Below are 565 nucleotides of genomic sequence, written 5' to 3'. Positions count from 1 at the left end.
TCTGCCATGAGCGCGATCAACAGGGCTTCAGTGCCACTGGAGACCGTGATGCAGTGTCTGGCGCCGGTGAGTCGCGCGAGGGCCGCCTCGAGTTCCGCCACTTCCGGCCCCATGATGTATTGGCCGTGGTCGAGCACCGCCTGGATGCGCGCGTCGATGCTGGGCTTGAGGGCCTGGTATTGGCTCTTGAGGTCGATGAATTGCATGATCAATCCTGGATCAGTTCGCAGCGGTCGTCGTTGAGCCTGTAGCGGTCGCCCGTGTGCGGGCACGTCGCTTTGTCGTCGACGAAGTCAAGGCGTTCACCGAAGCGGCTCATCCAGCCGATTCGCTTGGCAGGCACGCCGACCATCAGCCCGAAATCGGGCACGTCGCGATTGACGACCGCGCCAGCGCCGACGAATGCGTAGCGACCCACGGTCGTGCCGCAAACGATGGTGGCGTTGGCCCCCAGGGTTGCGCCCTGGCGCATCACGGTACGGCGGTATTCATCCTTGCGCGTAACCGCAGAGCGCGGGTTGTAGACGTTGGTGAACACCATGCTGGGGCCGCAGAAGACGTCGTC

At 63.9% G+C, this 565-nt stretch carries 2 protein-coding genes; both read right to left on the bottom strand.

Annotated elements, in window-relative coordinates:
- A partial coding sequence (locus tag ACXJKR_RS34285) for a DegT/DnrJ/EryC1/StrS family aminotransferase (RefSeq protein WP_457326662.1) occupies nucleotides 1-206 on the bottom strand: 206 nt, incomplete at its 3' end.
- A 2-nt stretch (nucleotides 207-208) separates the two neighbouring features.
- The coding region (locus ACXJKR_RS34280) for an acyltransferase (protein ID WP_457326661.1) at nucleotides 209-565 on the bottom strand (357 nt) is incomplete at its 5' end.

The sequence above is a fragment of the Roseateles sp. P5_E11 genome, assembly GCF_054049355.1.
The sequence above is the reverse complement of the archived record's forward strand: the minus strand, read 5'-3'. Positions and strand labels throughout refer to the sequence as shown.